Source organism: Saccharothrix syringae (assembly GCF_009498035.1).
Lineage (GTDB): Bacteria > Actinomycetota > Actinomycetes > Mycobacteriales > Pseudonocardiaceae > Actinosynnema > Actinosynnema syringae.
On record NZ_CP034550.1, the window covers coordinates 10,192,626 to 10,213,931 of the forward strand.

At 73.8% G+C, this 21,306-nt stretch carries 3 protein-coding genes; all 3 read left to right on the plus strand.

Going from position 1 to position 21,306, the window contains the following annotated elements; all coding sequences use genetic code 11:
* Positions 1–37: 37 nt before the first annotated feature.
* Positions 38–538, plus strand: coding sequence for a YbaB/EbfC family nucleoid-associated protein (locus EKG83_RS43155; protein ID WP_033433961.1), 501 nt, complete (start codon positions 38–40; stop codon positions 536–538).
* 18 nt (positions 539–556) lie between these two features.
* Positions 557–2,209, plus strand: coding sequence for a hypothetical protein (locus tag EKG83_RS43160; protein ID WP_051766605.1), 1,653 nt, complete (start codon positions 557–559; stop codon positions 2,207–2,209).
* Positions 2,210–2,404: 195 nt separating this feature from the next.
* On the plus strand, positions 2,405–21,262 hold the full coding sequence (locus EKG83_RS43165; protein ID WP_153278786.1) for a hypothetical protein: 18,858 nt from the start codon (positions 2,405–2,407) through the stop codon (positions 21,260–21,262).
* Positions 21,263–21,306 lie beyond the last annotated feature (44 nt).

Below are 21,306 nucleotides of genomic sequence, written 5' to 3' on the forward strand. Positions count from 1 at the left end.
CCAGGCTGCACCGGTATCCACCCCAGGAGGCAGTTCCTTGGACCCGCAGCAGTGGCTCGACAACTTCGAGGCCAGGGTCGCCGACCTGCAGCGCAAGTCGGCCGACATCCAGGAGGGCCTGGCCGGCTCGCAGGCCACGGTGGCCAGCCCGGACGGCGCGGTCACCGTCACCGTCGGCCCCAACGGCGGCCTGCTGGACATCCGGCTCGGCCACCGCGCGACGGAGCTGGGCGCCTCCCGCCTCACCGCCCTGATCATGCAGACCGCGCGGGCCGCCCAGAAGCAGGCCGCGCAGCAGGTGATGGCCGTGTTCGAGCCCCTGGGCGCGGGCACCGAGGCGATGCGGATGATCAGCGACGCCATCCCGGACGACGAGGACGCGGTCGACGAGCGCGACTACGCGGAGCCGGAGCCGGAGCCGGAGCCCGCGCCCCCGCCCCCCGCACCGGTGCGACCCCTCGGCGGCGCGCAGCCGCGACCCCCGTCGCGCGGGCCCCGCCCCGCCGACGACGAAGACGACGACAACCAGCCCTGGTGACCCGGAAGGTCCGCGACCATGCCTGAGACCCCGATCGACGCACCCCCCGGCATCGAACTGACCGAGGAGAACAAGCTCAAGGGCACGCTGTTCATCTCGGCGTGGGACGAGATGATCTCCTCGATCGGCAAGGACGCCGAGACCGAGACCGAGAAGGCGCTCGACATCACCTTCGCCACGATCGGCGCCGTCTCCTCGACGGTCATGCTGGCGGTGGACCCGTTCGGCACGCTGCTCGGCGCGGGCATCGGCTGGCTGCTGGAGCACGTGTCGTTCCTGCGGGAACCGCTCGACCAGCTGATGGGCGACCCGGACGAGATCAACGCCAACGTCGAGGCCCACAAGAAGCAGGCCGCCGAGCTGCGCGTGCTCGCCGAGGACCACCGCAAGGGCCTGGTCGACTTCGACGGGTGGAGCGGCCAGTCCGCGGACGCCTTCAAGGCCAGCATGGAGGCCCTCGGCCAGGAGCTGGACACGCTGGCCAACGGGGTCGAGCAGAAGGCGAAGATCGTCGCGATCTGCGGCGTGCTGGTGCAGGTGCTGCGCGACATCGTCCGCGACATGATCGCCCAGTTCCTCGGTTCGCTGCTGGCGGCGGGCATCGCCGCGGCCGCCGCCGCGATCTTCACCTTCGGCGCCTCGATCGCCGCGTTCATCACCTACGCGGTCGCCAAGGGCACCGCGCTGGCCGTGAACATCGGCTCCCGCATCGCGCGCCTGCTCGGGTCGCTGGGCAGGCAGGCGGGCCGGATCAAGAACCTGGACGAGATCACCGAGAACCTGGGCAAGAACTGGAACCGGTTCGAGAACATCGCCGACGTCGCCGAGGTGACCTACGAGTCCTGGAAGGCCGGCAAGGGCGTCGACCGCGAGATCGACAAGGCGCTGGGCGAGGACGCCAAGAACGACGCGGAGCGGGCGCGGGTCGAGAAGGAGTACGAGAAGGTCGAGGAGGCCAACGAGAAGTACGAGGAGGCGAACGAGAAGTACGAGGCGGCCAAGGACAAGGAGACCAAGGAGTCCGAGGACGTCTCCAAGGCGTACGACCAGCTCAACACCGCCGCCGACAAGGTCGCCGCCGCCAACGGCCGGGCCAACGCCGCCGTCGAGGAGGCCAACGCCGCCGCCGCGCGCGGTGACCAGGCCGGCTACGACGCCGCCATGGCCAAGTACGACGCGGCCAAGGCCGAGGGCGAGTCGGCCCGCGCCGAGGCGGCCAAGGCCGCGGAGAACGCGGCCCGCGAGAGCCGCGAGCTCGCCGACGCGGCCAAGGAGAGCAAGGCCGCGCTGGACGCCACCAAGCCGCTCGACGACGCCGCGAGCGCCGCGTACGACGAGTTCAAGCGCAACAACCCCGGTGGCGAGGACGACCCGGCCCGCACCGCCGCCGAGAACGACCTCACCACCAAGGGCGACGCGGCCAAGGACGCGAACGCCCGCTACGAGCAGGCCAACCTCGACCTGGCCAACGCCAACGCGGCGGCGGCCGAGGCCAACGCCAAGGCGTTCGCCTCCGGCAGCGAGGCCGACTCGAAGGCCGCCGAGGAGGCCCAGCGCCGGGCGCAGGAGGCCACCCTCAAGGCCCAGCAGGCGGCGGCCGAGGCGAAGTCGGCGGGCGAGGCCGCCAAGTCGAGCTACGACTCGTACCAGTCGCAGTACGCGCAGCAGTAGCAGTTCGCGCCAGACCCGCCCGGCCCCGGGTCGGGCGGAGCACACCCCGGAGAGGCAGCCATGGCACGCGGCGGAAGCTCGAACCCCACGAGTGACCCTTCGAGCACTTCGTCGGTCAACCCGCCGCCGCCACCGCCCCCCGGCGGCACCAACACGCCGGGGGGCAGCTCCGGGATCGGCCAGAGCGCCGACCGGATGCAGTACATGCAGAAGTACGCGGCCGACCTCCAGTCGCGGCTCACCACCATCTCCGGTGGCCTCCAGGGGCTGAAGCTGGCCCCGAACGCGCTCGGCCCGATCGGCCTGGCCACCATCCCGTCGCTCAACAGCTCCAACGACGCGACGGTCCAGCAGACGAACAACGCGTCGAGCACCTTCGGCAAGGTCAGCGAGGGCATCAAGGCCACCGCGGAGACCATGAAGGGCACCGACAAGTTCAGCGGGGACCAGATCAAGAAGATCGACCCCAACTGGAACGTCAAGAACCTGCCCGGGGCCACCGGCCCGACGCCCGCCCCGATCGGCAACAACAACGGGCCGAAGGTGGCGCCGGTCACCAACGTGCCCGGTGCTTCGGGGCCGACCGGCGGACCGGTCGGGAACAACGGCGGGCCCAAGGTGTCGCAGGTCACCAACGTGCCCGGCGCTTCCGGGCCGGGTGCCACCGGCGGCAAGAACACCGGCGGGCCCAACGTCGGGCCGATCAAGAACGTGCCCGGTGCGGGTGGGGTGAACGTGCCCGGCGGTGGCAAGACGCCCGGTGGGCCGAACGTCGGGCCGATCAAGGACGTCCCCGGTGCCACCGGGCCGGGTGGTACCGGCGGGTCGAAGACGTCCGGCGGGCCGAACGTGGGACCGATCAGGAACGTGCCCGGCGCCGGTGGCGTCAACGTGCCCGGTGCCAAGGGGGTCACCGGCGGGCCGTCGGTCGGCCCCATCACCAACGTGCCCGGGGCGACCGGGGCGGGTGGCACCGGCGGGGGCAGGACCTCCGGCGGGCCGAACGTCGGGCCGATCACCAACGTGCCCGGGGCGACCGGAGCGGGTGGCACCGGCGGCGGCAAGAACTCCGGCGGGCCGAACGTGGGGCCGATCAAGAACGTGCCCGGCGCCGGTGGCGTCAACGCGCCCGGCGCCAAGGGGGCCACCGGCGGACCGTCGGTCAGCCCCGTCACCAACGTGCCGGGGGCCAGTGGCGCGAACCCGCCCGGTGGCGGGTCCAAGGGGACGGGTGTGCCCTCCGCCGGGCCGATCACCAGCCCTCCCGGCGCGACCACCGGCGGTCCGTCGTCGACCAGGGGCGGGCTCACGCCGGGCGCGTCCACCGGGGTGACCACGCCGCCGCCGGGTGCGAACCAGACGACGGCGCCGCGCACGTCCGGCGCGCCCACCGGGGTGCCCGGCGCGACCCCACCGCCCGTGGCCGGTGCCCCCGGTGCCGCTCCCGGCGCCGCGGGGGCCGCGGAGCGGTCGAGCAGGTTCACCGGCGGGCCGGGCAAGGGCGTGTTCGACGCGCCGAAGTCCCCGACCGCGGACGGCACCATCACCAAGGCCCCGCCGACGATGTCGTCCACCCCGCCGCCGGCCCCGAAGCCGACCATCGGCGGGCCGACCCCGAGCCCGAGCGTGCCCAGCCCGGGCACGCCGAACACCCCGAGCACGTCGGGCCCGATCGCACCGCCGACCGGCACGCCCACGACCGCCACCCCGCCGACCGGCACGCCTTCGACCGGCAACCCGGCGGTCAACACCCCGTCGGCGACGCCCAAGCCCGGCGTCACCCCACCGGTCGGCACCCCGACCACCGGTACGCCGCAGGCCGGCGCACCCCCGGTCGCCCCGCCGCCCACGGCGGGCACCCCCGGTGCCACCGGTCCCGCGGACCGTTCGAGCAGGTTCACCGCCGGCCCGGACAAGGGCGTGTTCGACGCGCCCAAGCCGCCCACCGCGGACGGCACCATCACCAAGGCCCCGCCGACGACGTCCTCCACCCCGCCGCCGGCCCCGAAGCCCACCCCCATCACGCCGACGGCCACCCCGGACACCAGCACGGCCCCGCCGCAGACCTCCCCGCGGCCGAACACGCCCCAGGTGTCCACGCCACCGGTGTCCACCCCGCCCGCGAACCAGAACACCAACACGCCCGCGCCGACCTCAACGCCGACGCCGACGCCGCAGGTGAAGACCCCGCAGACCGCGACTCCCCCAACGGCGCCCCCACCCGCAGGGACGACGCCCACCAGCCCACGCCCCAGCACCCCTCCGACCAACACGCCCCCAGTCAGCACCCCACCGACCAACACGCCCCCAGTCAGCACCCCACCGACCAACACGCCCCCGACCAACACCCCTTCCCCCGGCACTCCCCCGAAGGGGAGCACCCAAGGCACCGGGTCCTCGTCCACCAGCACGCCGTCCACCGACGCCCCGTCGACCACCGCACCCGAGGTCGTGGGTGTGGTCCCGATCGTCACCCCGCCCCCCACGCCCCCCACCACCCCCAAGGGGCCCAAGCGGACCGAGGGCGAACGCGTCCTGGCCGACGAGGGCTGGCGGCACAGCGACAAGGGCCACGACCACCCCGACGCGTCGTGGACCAAGCACCCGAACCCGGTGGGCACGGACCGGATCGACGCCGTCCGCGACCAGGTGCCGCCGACCCGGCACGTCAGCGAGTCCGGCGGCCTGACCAACGACAGCAGGATCACCGTCGGCCCCGACGGGCGGCCGCGGTTCGACCTGGTCACCTGGGGTGGTGACATCGGGTTCGACGTCCGGCGCATCGTGTTCCCCGGCACGGACGGCAAGCCCGACACGATCGTCCAGGACCGCACCTTCAAGCTCTACATCGACAACGCGGCCGACTTCACGCCCGACCAGATCGCCGAGTTCCAGAACAACGCCAAGACCGGCATGGACCAGATCTGGAACAAGGGCTACCAACTGCCGCGCGGTGACCAGCTCAACCAGCACGTCGAGTTCACCAACGACCCCGCCCAGGCCACCGGGCACATCACCATCACGCCCGCCGGCAGCAGGCCCGACCTGACCCACCTGCCCATCGACGCCAAGCCCGAGCACTTCGCGCACGAGATCGGCGGGCACGCCAGCGGCCTGGACGACGGCTACCGCGAGACGCCCGGCGAGGGCCCGCGCATCTTCCAGCACTCCGACGGCAAGGTGGTCACCCACCTCGACGGCACCACGGAGGTCGTCGGCACCGGCCGCGTGACCAACGACAGCGGCATCATGGGGCCCAACGCGGGCCGGTCGGACGCCCAGGTCATGCCGCGCGACCTGTGGACGCTCGACAAGCGGGGCCCCAACCCCGACTTCATCACGCCGACGCCGGCACCGACCACCCCGTCGGTCACCACCCCGCCCACCAGCACCCCGCCGGTCGGCACGCCACCCACCGACACCCGGTCCACCGACGCGCCGCCGGTCACCACCCCGCCGGTCACCACCCCGCCGACCAGCGCACCCCCGGCCGGCACCAAGCCCACCAACACCCCGACCCCCGAGCGCAGGGCACCGGGGTTCCCCACGCCGCCGTCCAACCCGCAGGCGAGCACGTCCACCGCACCGCCCCCCGGCGGCCCGGTGACCCTCGACGACATCTACGACACCTACTTCGACAGCGACTTCGACAACGACGCCGACAGCGTCACCACCATCGACAGCACCCCGCAGAGCGAGATCGACGCGGACGTCGACACCAACGCCGATCACGTCATCACCTTCAACCCCGAAACGGGCTTCGCGGAGGTCGCCAACCCCGGCACCACCAACCCCGGCACCACCGACCTCGGGACCACCGACGTCGAAGCGGCCCCCGCGCCCGTCATCGACCCCGCGCCGAACCCGCTGTCACCGGACAACGCCCCGATCGTGACCAGGAACTACACGATCGTGTCCGACGGCTCGGTGCCCCCGTTCACGTTGCAGAGCACGAGGGCCACGCTCCAGCCGACGGGTGGCTTCCCCGCCGTGCTGCCGGTGGTCCAGCAGACCCCGGTCGGCAAGCCGTACATGTCGTTCTCCGCCGACGGCACGATCGCCGTGCCCGTGGGCGGGAAGGGCAACTTCAAGGAGTTCTACGCCACGCCCCAGGCGGTCGTCGAGGCGAACTCGCGGCTCCGCGAGGTCGGCAGCAAGGTCACCCTGGAGATGGTGCCGGGCAACAAGGTGCGCCACGGCAACAGCGGCGCGGAGGTCGAGCTGGTCCAGGTCCGGCCGACGTTCAAGTCGACGCCGCCGGGCGTGTGCAGCGAGTTCTCCATGGGCATCATCGGCGGCACGCACAGCCAGGCCGTGTTCCGCCCCACCGACCCGGACGCCCTGCCGACCCTGGGCAAGATCGCCAACGGCGGCCCGCTCCAGTTCCAGGGCACGCACGAGCTGGCCGACGCGCTGGCCTCGGCGGCGCACGACCCGAACGCCTCGATCGACCCGGACGCGGTCGTCAACTCCATGTCCGCGTCCTCGGTGAACAACAACCCGATGCCGGGCAAGGCTTACGGTTCGGCGCTGCGCCCCGGCACCGACGCCCGCGCCCGCCTGGACGAGGCCGCCAAGAAGCTGGGCGTGAACCAGTTCGCCTGGGCCCGCCCGGGTGAGGCGTACGTCGCCCAGTCCGTCGCCGCGCCCGCGATCGGCCCGGACGGCCGGCCCGAGCCCAACTACGGCCTGAACTACGCCCGCGGCGACGCCGAGGCCGGCGCGCAGCTGCCGCAGGTGTGGGGCTACCACTTCGGTTCGGTGGTGATCGACAGCGCCGACAGCCAGAGCCAGATCACCGTGGAGACCGTCCGCCAGGGCGGCCTGCGCAAGTGGGAGCTGGACCAGGCGATCAACCAGAACCTGAACGCGCACCAGCACGACCTGGAGGCCATCCGCACCCAGCTCCAGAACGACCCCGCGGCGACCGACGCGCAGAAGAGGCTGGTCGACCAGCTGATCACCATCCGGGACACCCGCGCCACGCTCGCCGACCCGTCCGTGACCGGCGGCGACCGGCAGATGGCCGAGGTCGAGCTGCAGAACGCCGAGCTGGGCGCCCGCCAGTCGATCAACAGCCTGTCCGGCAAGGACAACCTGCCCCAGCCGGGCCAGCTGTGGTTCATCAACCAGTACAGCCGGGCCGAGGGCGAGACGTTCTTCGACAAGTGGGGTCACGTCGACACCCCGGACGTCCAGATGCAGCTGGCCAACCCGCTGGTCGCGGTGACGGTGGCCAACAGCGGCCGGGCGGACGTCTCGATCCCGCTGCCGGACGCCCGCGACCTCGACGTGGACGCGGTCGCGCGCGGCGAGGTGGACCCGCCCGGCGCGGGCATGCTCACCGGCCTGGCCCGCACCGCGGTGGAGGCCGCCCTGTGGCGGCAGCGCAACGGCCTGCCGCTGCCGGAGATCCACCTGGAGGGCTACAGCAACTCGCGGTTCCGGCCCGACCAGAACAGCCGGCACCGGGCCGACGTGGCCGCGGCGTTCACCAGGCGCGAGGTGATCCGGCTGCTCGGCGAGCTCCAGCAGGGCCTGCCGCCCAACGAGCCCCGGCTGACCAGCCACCAGATCCCGATCGTGGTCGACCCGCGCGGCCGGGACGTCCCGCCCGGCACGACGCCCGACCAGAGCCGCCGGGTGCACGGCGAGGTGGTCATGCCGCCGACCCCGAGCACCACCGCGCCCCCCGCCCCGGTCTCCTCCCGCCCGGCACCCCCGACGTCGACCGCACCGCCCACCGGCACGCGGTCGATGACCCCGCCCCAGCCCGGCACCCCGCCGACCAACGCACCCAGCACCAACACGCCCAACACCAACGCACCCAGCACCAACGCACCCAACACCGACACGCCCAGCACCAACGCGCCCACCACCGACGCACCGGTCACCCCGCGCAGCAAGGACGTCATCTCCGACGAGTCCTGGCGCCACTCCCGCGAGCGCACCGCCGACTGGTTCGCCCCCGAGGGCCGCGCCGAGCCCTCCTCCTGGCAGGGCCGCCGGGAGGGCGCGCACGTCCGCACCGTCGACACCGAGGTCGCCGACGTCCGCACCGACAGCACCGTCACCGACCTCAAGTCCTACCTCGGCATCATCAAGTACGACCTGCGCCGCATCGAGACCGACCACGGCGGGTGGGTCAAGGACTTCACGGTCAAGGTGCACCTCAAGCCCGGCGACGGCATCGACGCCGCCACGATCGCCCAGGTCCGGGAGAACGCCGCCAAGGGCGTGGACCGGCTGCTCAACCAGGGCAACCGCCTGCCCAGCGGCGACCAGTTCCACGTCACCCTGGAGTTCACCGACAACCCGGCCGACGCCCACACCACCATCGAGGTGGGCAACACCGACACCGACCAGCTGCACTGGAACCCCAAGGCGAGCCCCGAGGTCCTGGCCCACGAGACGCTGCACTACCTCGGCGTGCCCGACGAGTACCAGGACTCCTCGCGGATCTTCCTGAACCGGGCGGACGACGGCTCGCAGCACTCGGCGGTCGTCACCGGCGACGGCGGCATGATGGGCGCGGACGTCCACGGCACCGACCCGGGCCTGCGCCCCCGCCACCTGTGGCTGGTCGAGCGCGCGGCGAACAGCCAGGTCATGGTGCCCGACACCCGTGTCAACGACACCGGCCCCACGATCCCGCCCACCACACCGCCCACCTCGAACGCACCGACCACGAACCCGCCCACCTCGACCGCACCGACCACGAACCCGCCCACCTCGAACGCACCGACCACGAACCCGCCCACCTCGAACGCACCGACCACGAACCCGCCCACCTCGAACGCACCGACCACGAACCCGCCCACCTCGAACGCACCGACCACGAACCCGCCGAGCACCGACACCCGCCAGGCACCCACCTCCGGCAAGCGCAGGCGCGACGACTCACCCCCCGCCGCAGGCCCCACCGCGGACCCCACCGCGGCCGCTCCGGCCGTGCCCAAGCGCTCCCGCGGCAACGACCTGCCCGGCTTCACCGAGCCGGGCCCCTCGACCGCAGGCCCGTCCACCAACGCCCCCACCACAGACATGGAGCTGGACCAGGACCCGGTGGCGAACGTCACCTGGGACGACGACGTCAACTCCATGCCCGCCGAGGGCGACGTCACCATGGCCGAGCCGGACACCCAGGCCGAGGCGAACGCCCTGGCCGACGGCATGGCCGGCCTGTCCCTGGGCAACAACACCAAGTACAACGGCGCGTTCGCCGGCCTCGCGAACGGCAAGGACGTGTCCCTACCGACCAAGCAGACCTACCTGGCCGACCTGAGCAGCAGCGTCAACGGCCACAAGCCGGTCGCGTTCGTGGTCAACGCGATCGTCGGCATCGACCAGGTCGACGCCCTGCCTGACGTGGTCGCGAGCATCATGGCCAACGCCCGGGGCCTGGACAACCGGGTCGCGTTCGTCATCGGCGTCAACGCCCGGGCGGACCAGCAGGCGGAGCTGAACGCCAAGCTCGCCGAGCTGGACGGCGTGATCCAGGACATGGACCAGCCCATCGCGCTGACCGGGATCACCTTCAACCCGGACGACAAGGGCAACTTCCCGTACGGCACGGTCCGCAACGAGACCATGGCCAGCGAGGCCAACAGGTTCGCCGTCGGCGCCCTGGCCGCCAACGGCAACCACCCGTACCTCGCGGTGCAGGACTTCGACACGGGCTCCCGCGACGTGCCGTCGGGCAAGCACATCTTCAACCACGTCGCCGACAGCATGAGCATCGGCTCGAAGTTCGAGGGCGACGCCACGACCCGCCCGCTGATGGTCAGCGGCGGCTACCGGGTGGGCGACCAGGCCGCGCTGCTCGCCGAGACCAAGGCGCGCCTGGAGCGCGAGCTGGTGAAGCTCAACGCGCAGAAGGACGCGGCGGGCGCCGACGTCGACCCCAAGGTCCAGCAGAGGATCGACAACCTGGTCAAGGCGCGGCCGAAGCTCACCGAGGACTTCATCGCCGACTTCGCCCGCCAGGTCGAGCACGACATGGCCGCGCGCGCCGAGCAGTCGAAGACCAGCCCGATGCTGCCGTACACGCCCGAGCCGAACCTGTTCATCGACGCGATCCCGCCGATGGTCGACCCGGCCGTCCGGTTCGGCCCCGGCGGCACGGAGTTCTCCGAGCTCGGCCGGTCGCTGAACAAGTTCTACGGCGAGGAGCTCGGTACCGTCCACAACCACGAGATCACCCGGATCGGCCGCAGCGACGCCGACCTGAAGACGAAGGTGGACCGGTACGAGTCGCAGCTGTCCCAGCTGGAGGTCGACGCCAAGACCTACCGGCACCCGCTGCGCGGCACCGCGTTCACCTCGGACTTCGAGGGCGCCGCGGTCGAGACGGACCTGTCGCGGCTGGCCCTCGGCTACGCCACGAGCGGCCAGGTGCCGCAGACCCACGCCGCCCTGGCCAACGTCGCGAACCGCTACTTCGCCTCCCAGGGCGAGAAGAGCGGCACGAGCCTGGCGGGCTTCCGCGACACCTTCGCCAAGATGGACCCGGCCAACCGCGAACCGCTGCGGGTGGAGTTCGCCACCGGCCCCGTGCCGGTGGGCACGCCGTCGGCCGCCGCCGGGTGGCACCCGAACGACGCCGACGTGGCCGCCGCGGTCGACAAGGACCTGGGCGTCGGCCGGACCACCGAGACCAGCGGCAAGTCGGGCAAGACCCGCGAGGTCGACCACAAGCTCGACCGGGCCCTGCAGGCCGAGGTGCCCCAGCGGGACCTGGTCGTGGGCATCGACCAGAACAACCTCACCGAGAAGCGGGTCACCGGCGTCAACGCCGCGATGTCCACGCCGGAGGGGCAGGTGCAGCGCCGGTTCGGCGCCATCGCCGACTTCCTGGACTCGCCGCGGGCGACGCCGCCCGCGGCCGACGGCCTGTTCCAGGCGGTGGCCGACGGCAAGCCCGGCACCGACCCCGGGACGCTCCGCGCGGAGGTGGTGCAGTCCCTCGTCGACCACGGCTCGTCGGTCGCCGAGAACAAGCGGGTGGCCAAGGCCGTCGCGGACTTCACCCTGGACAACCGGGCCCACCCCGGCGACGTGTGGGTGGCCTTCGTGCAGCCGGCGCCGCCCGCCGGGCCGGACACCTCCGGCATGGTGGAGATCCCCGGCGTCGACCTGTGGGTCAACGACAACCCCGACTCCGCGCCCAACGGCGGCCCCGAGGCGGACTTCGACGCGCGGACCCGGGCGGAGTTCGACGCCGAGGCGCGGGCCGAGGCCGAGGCGGACGCGCGGGCGCGCGCGGAGAGCGCCGCCAACGCCGACAAGCTCGCCGCCCTGGCGATCGCCACGAAGCTGAAGACGCCGATCACGGTGCACACGCCCGGCCAACCGGACGTCACGTACCAGCCGCTGGGCAAGGCGCCGAAGAAGATGCCGGCGGCGATCCACGTCCAGGCGCACCCGAACCCGAACGGCCGGACGACCTACAGCCGCTACACCCCGCCGGCGCAGGCCGGGCCGTCCACCAGGCGCGCACCGGCACCCCCGGGCACCCCGAGCACCCGCCCGGCACCGCCGACGCCGAGCACCCGCCCGGCCCCGAGCGCACCGACCACGGACACCCGGAGCACGAACGCGCCCGGCACGGACGCACCGAGCACGCCGAACGCGGACGGCCAGACCACCCGCGACACCCGGACCACCCGGGGCACCCGGGGCACCCAGCCGTCCCCGGACGCGGACGTGCAGCTCCCGAACGCCCCGAGCCGCTCGAACCGCGCCACCCCCACCGCGCCGATCCCCCTGGCCACGCTCACCCCGTCCGCCCAAACCCCGGTGATCACCACCCGGAACCTGCCGGAGTTCTTCCAGACCAGCCAGGCCCTCGGCTCGGTCGCCGCGGTGGACGTCCAGGGCGCGGACCGGGTCACCGCCGCCATCGACGGCCTGTCCGACCCCGACGCGGCCCGCATCCGGCAGGCCGTCGAGGGCGAGTTCGAGTCGTTCCTGGGCCAGGGCCGCGACTTCCAGGTCAAGATCGGCAACCAGTGGTACGAGGCCAACGTGCGGGCCACCCTGCTCCCGCCCGCCGACCAGAACGCGGCCCTGACCACCCCGACCACGCCCACCAAGCTCGACCTGGCCGTGCAGAGCGGCACCAGCTCGTCCACCACGAACACCCTGGCCACCGCCAACGACGTCGGCCTGACCGCCACCGCGGGCACACCCATGGGCCCGTACGGCTCGCTGGGCGGCAAGGCCCAGCTCGCCACCCCGGCCACCGGCGTCACCAGCTCGACGGCGACCACCGACCAGCGGACCATCCGCTCCGGCGAGGGCTCCACCCGGGCACAGGTGCCGGTCGCCTTCCAGGTCACGCTCACCGACGCGGCCGGGCGGGTGCGGCAGTCCACGCCGGTGTCCTCCGACGCCGCCGGCCCGGTGGGCGTCACCCTCCGGATCCCCGACGACCTGACCACCATCGTCGACTCCAACCCGACCCTGGAGCAGAACCCGGACCAGCCGCCCGCCGACTGGGGCGCGCGCGTCGAGCACCTGGTGCCCGAGGCGGTCACCGACCTCGACTCGCACGACCTGTTCAACCAGGTGGCGGCCAAGCTGCACCCGTCGGTCACCAAGCTCGGCGCGCCGGGCCGCACCACCCTGCGGACGTTCCTGGGCGGCACCACCGTCCGCGACAACCTGGGCGCGATGCTCGGCGGCTGGGTCACCTCCCCCGACCTGGTCAGCCCGCACGCCGGCAAGGGCGCGGCCGTGCAGATGCGCGCCCACCTGCGCTCCGCCGAGCTGGTCGGCGTGCACGGCGACGCCCAGCTGCGGGTGCACGAGACCACCGCGTTCGGCACGGGCGTCACCGCGACGTCCAAGACCGGGTTCGACGCCACCGGTGGGCTCGGCGCCAACCTCGGCCTGCCCACCGCGGTCAACGGCCAGGTCGGCGCCACGCTCGGCTACTCCGCCCGCACCGCCGACAGCTCCAACGCCGGCACCAGCACCAGCAACCGCACCGGCATGCAGCTCAAGGGCGGCACCGGCATGTACAAGGTGACCGTCGACCTGGAGGTGCGCACCCCCAGCGGCGACAACGTCACCGTGCCGGTCACCACCTACGCGCGGCTGGGCCTGCCGGAGGCGGCGGCGCTGAACCTGCCCGTGCCCCAGGGCACCCGCAACACCATCGCCACGCCCACCGCGCAACCGCGCTGGGCACCGCCCTACCTGGCCGGCGCGTTCGCCGCGGGCAACGCGCGGGTCGGCGAGTTCGAGCCGGCCAACCGGGTGCTGCCCCAGGTGGAGGGCGCGCTGCGCAACGCCAAGGGCCTGGAGGGGCTGCTGCCCACCTGGAACGACCGGACCGCCAACCCCCGCAGCGGCAAGGGCAAGGACTTCGCCGACGTGGGCGCGCAGCTGGCCAACCAGCGCAAGCTCAACCTGCTGACGCCCGCCGCCCTGCGGTCCAACATGGACAGCCTGCTCGGCCCCGGCGTGCAGGTCCAGCTCAAGCACCCCGGCACCACCACCAACACCTACGTCAACGTCACCGTCAAGGCGAAGCTGCGGAACACGACCCACTTGGGCCAGGCCGACGCGCGCAACGTGCGCGCCTCCTCCTCCAGCGGCCCGAGGCTGGACAGCGCCACCGCCACCACCAAGGGCTGGAGCGGCGGCGTCGAGGGCCGGGTGGCGGTCCCGCGGAAGACGCCGATCGCCGCGGTGACGCCCACCCCGCAGTTCGGCGTGAAGTACAACCACTCGTGGGGCACGAAGAACACCGGCGGCCCGGCGGTCAACAGCACCTCGTTGAACGCGGGCAGCCCGGACGCGCAGGTGTTCCAGGGCGACGTGGAGTTCGAGGTCGAGATCACCACGTTCACCCGGCCCCGCTCGTGGGTGCGCCGGGTGACGCCGTCGTTCGACTGGAAGCCCGCGGCGCCGACGCCGCGCGTGGTGGCCCGCACCGTCGGCGGCCCGGCGCTCGACCCGGCGAACCCGGACAACCCCGAGATCCTGCCGCTGGTCCACGGCCGGGCGAACCTGTGGGTGTCGGACGGCTCGGCGATGACGGCCGACCCGTCGGGCTTCCAGCCCGGCACGCCCCGGGTCCGGCGGCTGACCGACCCGCCGACGGTCAAGGAGCTGCTCACCCACCGCCCGGCGACGCGCGCACCGGAGTTCCTGCACGTCGAGGCGGTCGCCAACACCACCGCGCTGCGCGACGCGGCGCTCGACGTGCTCACCCGGGCCGCCGACGGGGACGCGGCGCTGACCGTGCCCGGCACGGAGTCGCGCAACCAGGTCGACCGGCTGTTCAGCCCGGAGAACATCAGGGCCAACCTGCGCAAGCTGATCGAGACCGGCATGCAGGAGCAGGGCCTGAAGTACGACCGGCGGATCACCGACCGGACCGGCTCCCTCGGCGTGTCGGTGCAGCTGGGCAAGCCCCGGCTCGTCTCGATCTCCGACAGCACCGGCACCGAGAACGCGGTCACCGGCGGCTACAAGGCCGGTGACAGCAGCAGCACCAACCGCTCGGTGGACCTCACCGCCGGCCTCAACGTGCCGATCAAGCCGGTCCCGGCACCGGTGGCCGCGGGCGAGCCGACCCCGGCCGGTGGCGCGGGCGGCTTCGCCGTGGCGGGCAAGGTCACGCCGTGGTCGGACTCGACGTCGCGGGCCCGCGAGGTCGGCGGCACCGTGGACCGCAACGTCGTCACGCCGTCCGACGGGCGGACCGTGCTGATCCAGCTCGACGCGGACGTGACGATCACCGCCGAGAGCCGCGCGGGCAACATGTGGCACGGCGGCACGCCGCACGTCGAGGGCGCCGCCGTGACGCTGCCCAAGGCGGTGTTCGTGCGGGTCAGCGAGGACGTGGCGCGCGAGCTGGGCGTGCTGCCGAAGGTGGCGCCGAGCGTGCCGGCGGTGTTCCCCGGCATGGCGCCGCCGCGGACCCTCGCCGCCGGCGAGCCCGGCTCGCTCGGGCTGTCCGCCGTGGAGGACGTGCCCGACCTGTCCGGCCTGGTCGACGACCTGATCGGGCAGGTCAACGACCGGACCGCCAAGCGGTTCGGCGACCCGCTGGTGCCGGACTCGGTGCTCAAGGACTCGATGAACAACCTCCAGCGGCTGGTCGACTTCGGCTCCCCGACCTCGGTCAAGGCGATGATCGACAGCGCGCTGGACGGCGGCGTGCCGCTGCTGCTGCACCAGCCGGGCACCTTCGGCAAGGACTCGTTCCAGGTCACCCTGCGCGCGAAGCCGGGCACGCCGAGGTTCGACCGGGTGGTCAACGACGGCATCGACCTGGAGCACACCACCGCCGCCTCCGACAAGCTCACCGACGGCACCGGCCGGGGCACCGGCTGGGGCGTCGGCCTCCGGGCGCCGGGCCTGGCCCAGCCGGGCAGCGCGAACCCGAACGTCGGCGGCACGGCGGGCGTGATCGCGGCGGCCAACCTCAACCACGCCCGGTCGACCAACGTCACCGACGCCACCACGCGGCAGTTCGCCCACCTGCGCGCGGGCAGCGGCCCGGCGGCGAAGTACACCGTGCCGATCGAGTTCGAGCTGGTCGTGGAGCGGGGCGACCGGGAGGTCGCCAGGGCGACCAGCGGCCCGAAGGAGATCGGCGTCCGGCTGCACGCGGACGGCCTCCGGGTCGACGGCGGCGCGGCGGCGACCCGGCCCTACTCGGCGACGGCCACCGAGCCCGGCCCCCGCGCCGGGCAGCCGGCCGAGGCGCGGACCTGGCAGCAGGCGCCCGGCGCGACCCACCTGCCCGCGACGGCCTCGGTCGAGAACCTGCGCGGCGCCAAGGACCTGCGGGACGCGGCCGTGCGGGCGCTGGTCCTGGCGGGCGCGAACCAGGGCCTGGTCGGCAAGGGCACCGGCCCGCTCAACACCCTGCTGTCCACGATCAGCCAGGAGAACGTCCAGCCGAACCTGCCCGGCATGACCGACGGGGCGCTGGAGGTGCCCGGCCTGCACGAGGCCGCGCTGCTGTTCGGCCAGGACGCCGACGTCCAGGTGTACGCGCGGCTGGTCAACCCGCGGCTCGGCGCGCTGAGCGACGGGGTGAAGCTGGAGAACCCCAGCTCGGTGGTCACCACCACCAGCGGCGAGGCGAAGGTCAGCGAGACGCCCGACGTGTCGGTGGGCCTCGCCACCGGCAGCGCGGCCGTGAAGCAGGGGCCGGAGCCCAACGACACGGTCAACTTCGCCACCGGCGGCGTCGAGGTGCGGCACGGGGCCGAGGACTCCCAGGCGGTCTCCGGCGGCGCGACCGACAACAAGGTCAACAACCCCAAGCCGCAGGGCCGCACCGGCCTGGTCGAGTTCGACGTCGAGTACCGGGTGGTCGCCAAGGTCGGCGGGCGCGTCGGCGTGGTGGACCTCTCGGTGCCCGGGTCGGCGTCGGCGCGGATGCCCGCGCCCGAGGCGGAGGCCCTGCTCGGCACGCCGTTCCCCACCGGGCTGGCGCAGGCCCAGGACGGCGTCAAGGCGGCGGCGAAGGCGTGGCGCGACGCGGAGCTGGAGGTCGACCGGGTCCGCCACGACGCCCAGCGCACCGTCAACGAGGTCGCCGCCGAGCTGGCGAAGACCGACAACGCCCTGACCGACCTGACCACCAGGCTCACCACCGGCAGCGACACCGACCGGGACGAGTCCGCCAAGGTCGCGGGCCTGGAGACCGCCCTCGGCGACGCCCGCGACGAGGCGGCCAGGCTCCGGCAGGACGTCGCCGACCTCAAGACCAGGGTAACCCGCCTGGACTTCGCCGCGCAGAACGCCGACGAGGCCCTGGACGACGCCACCCACGAGGCCGGGCAGAGCGCCGCGACCGTCGCGGACCTGGAGACCCGGCTCGACGAGGCCGCGGACCGCCTGGCCCGGGCCGAGCAGGCGCTGCGGGACGCCGAGCCGCCCGCCGCGGACGCGGCCCGCGCCGCCCGCGACGGCCTGCGGACCGAGGTCGACGGGCTGACCGCGGAGCTGACCGGGGCGAGGGAGCGGCACGACCTCGACGTGCGGGCGCGGGAGCAGGCCCGGGAGGCCGCCGCCAGGGCCCACCAGGACCTGACCGCGATCGAGGAGGCGCTGACCCAGGCGGAGACCGACCTGGAGACCACCCGCACCACCGTCGACACGGTCAAGGAGGACCTGCGCGAGCAGCAGCGCACCGCCCGCGAGGCCAAGGCCGCCCACGACCGGGCCCGCGCGGCGCACGACGCGCTGGTCCTGGCGCGGCAGGCGCAGGAGGCCCGGATCACCGCGGCGGAGGTCGCGCTGAACGAGGCGCGGGCCGCGGCCGACGGCGCGCAGCTCGCCTGGTGGGGCGCCAAGCGGGAGGTGGAAGCCCAGGTCGACACCTACAACGCCACCCCGCGGCCCGCCAACAGCGCGAACACCACTGCGGCGGCCTCCGGCAGCACCCCGAACACGACCACGCCCACCCAGCCACCCGGCACCACCCCGAACACGACCACGCCCGCCCAGCCGCCCGGCACCACCCCGAACACGACCGCGCCCGCCCAGCCACCCGGCACCACCCCGAACACGACCGCGCCCGCCCAGCCACCCGGCACCACCCCGAACACGACCGCGCCCGCCCAGCCACCCAGCACCACCCCGAACACGACCACGCCCGCCCAGCCGCCCGGCACCACCCCGAACCAGGCGCCCCCGGTGCCGCAGATCACCGTCACCCCGCCGAACGCGCCCACCACCCGCTCGCCCGAGCCGACCGCCACCACCCGGCCCGAGGCCGCCACCCGGGCCGCCCGGGGGCCGAGGCCCGAGCTGACCCTCGACCTCCCGCCGGGCGGCACCGACCTGCCCTCCTCGGTCGAGGCGCTGGCGAACGACATCGCCGAGCAGAACGCCATCCGCGACCGCAACGGCTACACGCGCCCGACCGTGGAGGTCTCCGGCCCGAACGCCCACCGGGTCCGGGAGGCGCTGGCCGCCAGGGGGGTCGACGCCGCGGTCCGCGACACCGACGGCCCGACCACCGACGTCCACGTCGACTGGGAGCTCAAGCGCGCGGAGGGCTGGACCCCGCCCGAGGCGCCCGTGGGCGAGCGGGTCACCAGCACGACCATCCGCTCGACCGAACCGGCCGGCCCGCACCCCGTCCTGGACGACCCGTCCTGGCGGCACAGCACCGCGCCGACCGCCGACTGGTTCGGCCGGGACCGCCCGGCCACCTCCGCCGCCATCGAAGCCGCCCGCGCCGCGACCCCGGTCACCAGCCGGGTCCGGGGCGAGGACGGCGGTGTGCTGGACACCACCACCGTCGGCCCGGACGGCGTCCGGATGCGGGCCTGGCGCAGCCCGATCGCCTACGACACCCGCCTCCTGGACGTCGACGGCGTCCCGGTGCGCGACTTCACCGTCAAGATCCACCTCGACGCCGGCCACGCGAGCCCGGCCGAGCTGCTGGACCTGAAGGCGCGCACCCACGAGGGCGTCGAGGCCCTGTTCAACCAGGGCAACCGGCTGCCCGGCGGCGAGCAGTTCCACGTCACCGTCGAGTTCACCGACGACCCCGCCGAGGCGCACGCCACCGTCGACGTCACCGACCCGGACGGCCGCGCCAACCAGCTGAACTGGCCGGTCGACGCCGACCCGCGCCGGCTGGCCCACGAGGTCGGCCACTTCCTCGGCCTCCAGGACGAGTACCTGGAGACCGAGGGGCCGAGGCCGATCTTCCAGCACCAGGACGGCAGGGGCCGCGTGGTCGGCGACAACGCGCCCATGACCGCCGGCATCGACGCCGACGACGTGAGCCTCAAGCCGCGGAACCTGTGGCTGGTCGAGAACCGCATGCGCGCCCTGGGGAGCACCCTCCCGGTCGCGCCGGCCACCGCCGACCCGGGCACCCCGGCGCCGAACGCGCCCAAGCGCGGCCGCGTCGACTCGGACGCCGACTCGGACGCGGGTTCCGACCGGGGCGAGGGCACGTCCACCCGGCCGCCGGCCAAGCGGTTCCAGAACCTCGCCCTCGACGACAGCGACAGCGAGCTGTCCGAGCTGTCCGACGACCTGTCCGACATGGAGGTGGACGACCAGGCGCCGGCCGCCGCGCAGGCCCCGGTCACCCTGACCAACCCCGGCGGGGTGCACAACGACGCCTTCGCCGCCCTGGCCAACGGCCGCACCCTCACGCCGGTGACCAGCGAGAACTACCTGGCGGTGACGCAGCACGGCATCGAGGGCAACCAGCCGCCCGCGTTCGTGGTCAACATCATCGTGCGGGCGGGCGAGCTCAACCGGCTCGACGAGGTGATCAGCGGGATCATGGCCAACGCACCCGCCGACGTGCGGGGGCGGGTGGCGTTCGTGTTCGGCGTCAACGCCGCGCGGCAGAACCAGGTCGACGACGCCCTGGCCGCCGCCGCGCCGGTGGTGGCCAACCGGCCGGAGCCGGTCGCGCTGGTGGCGCTGCCGCCGCACGGGGGCAGGTTCGAGTTCGGCGCGACCCGCAACCGGACGCTGACCAGCAACGCCACCGAGTTCGCCACGCTGGCCATGGCCCACAACGGCGCTCACCCGTACGTGGCGGTGATGGACTTCGACGCCGGCGACCGCCGGGTGGCGGCGGGCCCGCACGTGTTCCAGCACGTCGCGAACCTGCTGGAGGCCACCGACGTGGACGACAACCCGCGGCCGCTGCGCCCGCTGATGGTCGGCGGCGGCTACCGGGTCACCGACCGGGAGCGGCTGGTCGCCGACACCCTCAACCACATCAACACCACCAAGGGCGTGTCCGCGGCCAAGCGGCGGGAGCACCGGGCGCGGTTGGCGGAGGAGGGCTTCGTCGCCGAGTTCGAGCACGAGATGGCGGCCGACATGCACGCCCGGCGCAACCAGGCGGAGGTGCACCCGCTGCTGCCGTACACGCCGGAGCCGAACCTGTTCGTCGACGGCCTGGCCGTCCTGGCGGGCCCGAACGTGCGGTTCGGCCCCAAGGGCGCCGAGTTCGGCATCCTGGGCCGCGAGCTGAACAAGCTCAACGCCGCCGAGCTGGGCGCACTGCACGCGGCGGACGTGACAGCGGGCGAGGTGTCCGCGGCGGACGCCGCGGAGCGGCTGAAGGTCGACGGGCAGAACAACCGGCACCCGCTGCGCGGCCAGTCGTTCAGCGTGGACTTCGTGGACGGCGCGACCGGCACCGACCTGTCCCGCATCGCCTACGGCATGATCAGCAAGCCCAAGGTGCCCCAGAGCCACATCGAGCCGGCCAACGTGATCGAGCGGTTCGTCAAGAACAAGACCGCGAAGGCCGGCATGTCCCCCGCCAACCAGCGGCGGGACCTGGACGCCAACCCCTACGAGCTGAGCGAGCCGCTCCGGCTGCCGCCGGGTGGGCGGGGGACCAACACCTGGGCGCCCGACGACCGGATGCGCGACCAGCTCGGCGAGGACCCCGACCGCAACCCGTTCAACCCGGCCATCTCCACGCCGGCGCCCGCCCCGTTCGAGGGGGTCGAGGTCGGCGTGCCGCAGGAGCACAAGCTGCACGCCTCGCACGGCCTGGTGGCGTCCGACCACGTCAGCGAGGCGGCGCGGCACCTGCGGTTCATCGCCAACGACCTGCTGCCGCGGCTGGCCGGCCAACCGCCCGCCGGTCCACCGCCACCGCCGGGCACGCCGCCGCTGCTCACCCCGGCGCCGCCGGCGGCGGGCGGGCTCTACGACGCGGTCGGGCAGGCCGTGGGCATCCCGCCCGCGGTGCTGCGCGAGCAGGTCGTCGCCACCGCGCAGGGCGTGGTGCCGCAGGTGGCCGACCACATGGTCGACCGCCCGATGCGCCGCGGCCACTTCTACGGCGCGCTGGTGGAGTCGGTGAACTGGTCGGTCAAGGACCAGGCCGAGGACACCATGGCCCACAACGCCCAGGGCCTGACCGGGCGGCTGATCGCGACCCGGTTGGGTGTGAACCTGGTCATCGTGGTGCCGGGCGCGCCGCAGCCGGAGGTGCTGGTCCCGTTCGGCCCGCCGGTGCAGCAGGCGGTGCGCGTGGAGCGGGTCCTGGTCAACGGCGTGGTGACCTACCGGAGGCTCTGACCAGGGCCGCGAGGTCCCCAGTGGACGGTGGTCGTCACCTGTTC

Coding starts and splice junctions, on each gene's coding strand:
- EKG83_RS43160 (WP_051766605.1), top strand. CDS start 557: ATGCCTGAGACCCCGATCGACGCACCCCCCGGCATCGAACTGACCGAG.
- EKG83_RS43165 (WP_153278786.1), top strand. CDS start 2,405: ATGCAGTACATGCAGAAGTACGCGGCCGACCTCCAGTCGCGGCTCACC.